The following is a 2,444-nucleotide window of genomic DNA, read 5'->3' as shown; positions in this document are numbered from 1 at the left end:
ATGATGGCAGAGAGGTCACACCCGTTCCCATACCGAACACGGAAGTTAAGCTCTCTAGCGCCGATGGTAGTTGGGACCTTGTCCCTGTGAGAGTAGGACGTCGCCAAGCAAAAACCTAAGTCATTTTGACTTAGGTTTTTTTGTGTTTATTTTTATTATTTTTATTATTTTTAATTTAAAGGTAAGAATTACCTTTTCAAGAATATAGTCCAGATGTAAAAAGAATGTTTGTGATCTTACATAACCTTTTGTGCTTTTAAAGGATTTTACATTAGAAAAAATCTATAATTAAGGTAGTTAACATATATTTTTGATGGGTGTGGGGAATTATGAAAGAAATATGCATGTTATTAGTGGCTGTTATATTATGGGGCACAGCCATTGCGCCAACAAAATGGGCGTTAGAATCTATTCAGCCGTTTACTTTGTTATTTATTCGTCTTTTCTTTGCAGGTGGAATTTGTATGATATTCTCATTTAAGGAACTACAAAAATCAGTTGTACATAAAAAAGTTCCATGGAAAAGAATGAGTTTGTTAGCTTTTACCGGTGTAGCTGGTTATTTTATGTTTACATCCTACGGCATTTCTTTAACCAGTGGATTACATGTGAGTATTATAGATGCTGCGTTACCATTGGTTACAATTCTTTTTTCAGCACTCTTTTTAAAAGAGGAAATTCGATTGAATTATTGGATAGGAATTATATTGGGTGCTATAGGAGTACTCTTTATTACGATTCCATCTAAAAGTGCTAATCAAGAAGTGTCCTTAATAGGAGATATACTAATATTATTAAGTACTTTTCTATTTGCTTTCTACACAGTTTTGCTAAAACGACCAAAACAAGAACAGTATTTATCAAACGAGGTTTTTACAACATTAACTTTAATTATTGGAGCTGTTATTCTCTTACCGTTTGCACTGGTAGAAATTTTTTATTACGGTCTCCCAAAGGTTGAAACTTGGAAAACGGTACTTAGTGTAATATACCTTGTTATTGGAGCAACAATTTTAGCGTATTGGTTTTGGAATAAAGCGCTAGAGAGAGTTTCAGCATCAGTAAGCGGATTATATTTAAATGCATTACCATTAATAAGTATTATTACTTCAATTATTCTATTAAATGAATCTCTGACATGGAGAGTAATAATGGGAGCGAGTTTAGTCTTAATTGGAGTAGGATGGGCGGATAAGCAAAAGTTATGTAATCTATTAAAAGGTAACAAGGTGGAGAATAGAGACTGTTAAACAGTATGATTTATATAATTGAAATGTTAAAAAGATACCTTATATATGAGGTATCTTTTTTATTTAGCAAAGATAATAGACTAAAGTTAGTATGGATATTCTTTGCTGTATTTATATGTGTCGAAATCATTTTGAAATATTGTTTGGACAAGTTGTATACATTCAGTATCATAAAAGCTTTCAAAAGTTGGATGACGTGGAAATAAAGGATCAGTAATATCGCCTTCGCTAAAATTCCCTTTATAAATCATGGCGGGAGTTTGATGATGCCATGATGTTGAGAACTCATTTATTGGTGCGGTTTTTAATTCGAAACGCTTTTCTAATTCTTTCATTTCGTGATCGAAGTTTTCTAAGTATATATAATTGGTCACATATTCTTCTTCACCAGCTATATATTGTTGTGTGAAATGTGGGTTAATATCACTTGCGTGAGCCCCTTTTATAAATAGATAGTATAAAAATTGTTTAAATGAGATCCCTTTGGTGGAATTTTCATCTTGATATAAAAACTTTCGGATGGGTTTCCATTCGGGATTTTCCATATAAGGAGGTCCAATTAAGGACACGAAAGAACTGACTGCTCTCCTATAAGGGTTACGAACAAGTTTAAAAGTTTCTTTTTGTTTTTCTCGTAACGCTACTCCTAGTCGTACACTATAGGCAGGTGTACTTTTGTATATATCATATTCATAATTATGAATGAAAGGACTATAGCTTAGAGCGGTTTGTAATAAATCAATCTGGTAAAAGAACCACTTAGCAAGAGAAGTACAGCCGCTTTTTTGACTCCAAAATAGAATGATTGGAAACTTCCTATGATAGTGTGGGCTTCTTGAATGGGAGCTTATGATGTGTAATAAAGAAGGATTGAACAAGTTCTACACTCCTTTCAGTTATCTTATTGATATGTATGAGAAATAAAAGGGTGGTATGAGAGTCTTTTTCATCTTTTTAAAAAAAATGAAAGATTAATATTGACTATTATTATATAGAGGTGTAATATAGGACAAGTCGCCGATGACAATAACGTCGCAAGCGACAAACGAAATAAAAAACTTAGTTGACATCAATTAACGAAAGTGTTAACATAAGGAAGTCGCAAATGAGCGACTAAGTAGTTCTTTGAAAACTGAACGAAACAAACAACGTGAAACGTCAATTTTTATTTTAGATGCTAGACAAACTAACTTT

2 protein-coding genes and 1 rRNA gene are annotated in these 2,444 nt (G+C 32.7%); 2 read left to right on the top strand and 1 reads right to left on the bottom strand.

The annotated features are described in order from the left end of the window. Positions 1-109, top strand: a 5S ribosomal RNA gene (gene rrf / locus ACTFR3_RS30470); the annotation flags it as partial. A 220-nt stretch (positions 110-329) separates the two neighbouring features. Then, positions 330-1,250: a DMT family transporter gene (locus ACTFR3_RS30465; protein WP_000658271.1), complete on the top strand. Its 921-nt coding sequence runs from the start codon at positions 330-332 to the stop codon at positions 1,248-1,250. 86 nt (positions 1,251-1,336) lie between these two features. On the opposite strand, the gene ACTFR3_RS30460 is transcribed toward ACTFR3_RS30465, so the two are convergent. Then, positions 1,337-2,128, bottom strand: coding sequence for a sulfotransferase family 2 domain-containing protein (locus ACTFR3_RS30460; protein ID WP_000483018.1), 792 nt, complete (start codon positions 2,126-2,128; stop codon positions 1,337-1,339). Positions 2,129-2,444 lie beyond the last annotated feature (316 nt).

The organism is Bacillus cereus group sp. MYBK14-1 (genome assembly GCF_051916885.1).
GTDB classification, from domain to species: domain Bacteria; phylum Bacillota; class Bacilli; order Bacillales; family Bacillaceae_G; genus Bacillus_A; species Bacillus_A cereus.
Note: the sequence above shows the minus strand (reverse complement) of the source record. Positions and strands in the feature narration are given on the sequence as shown.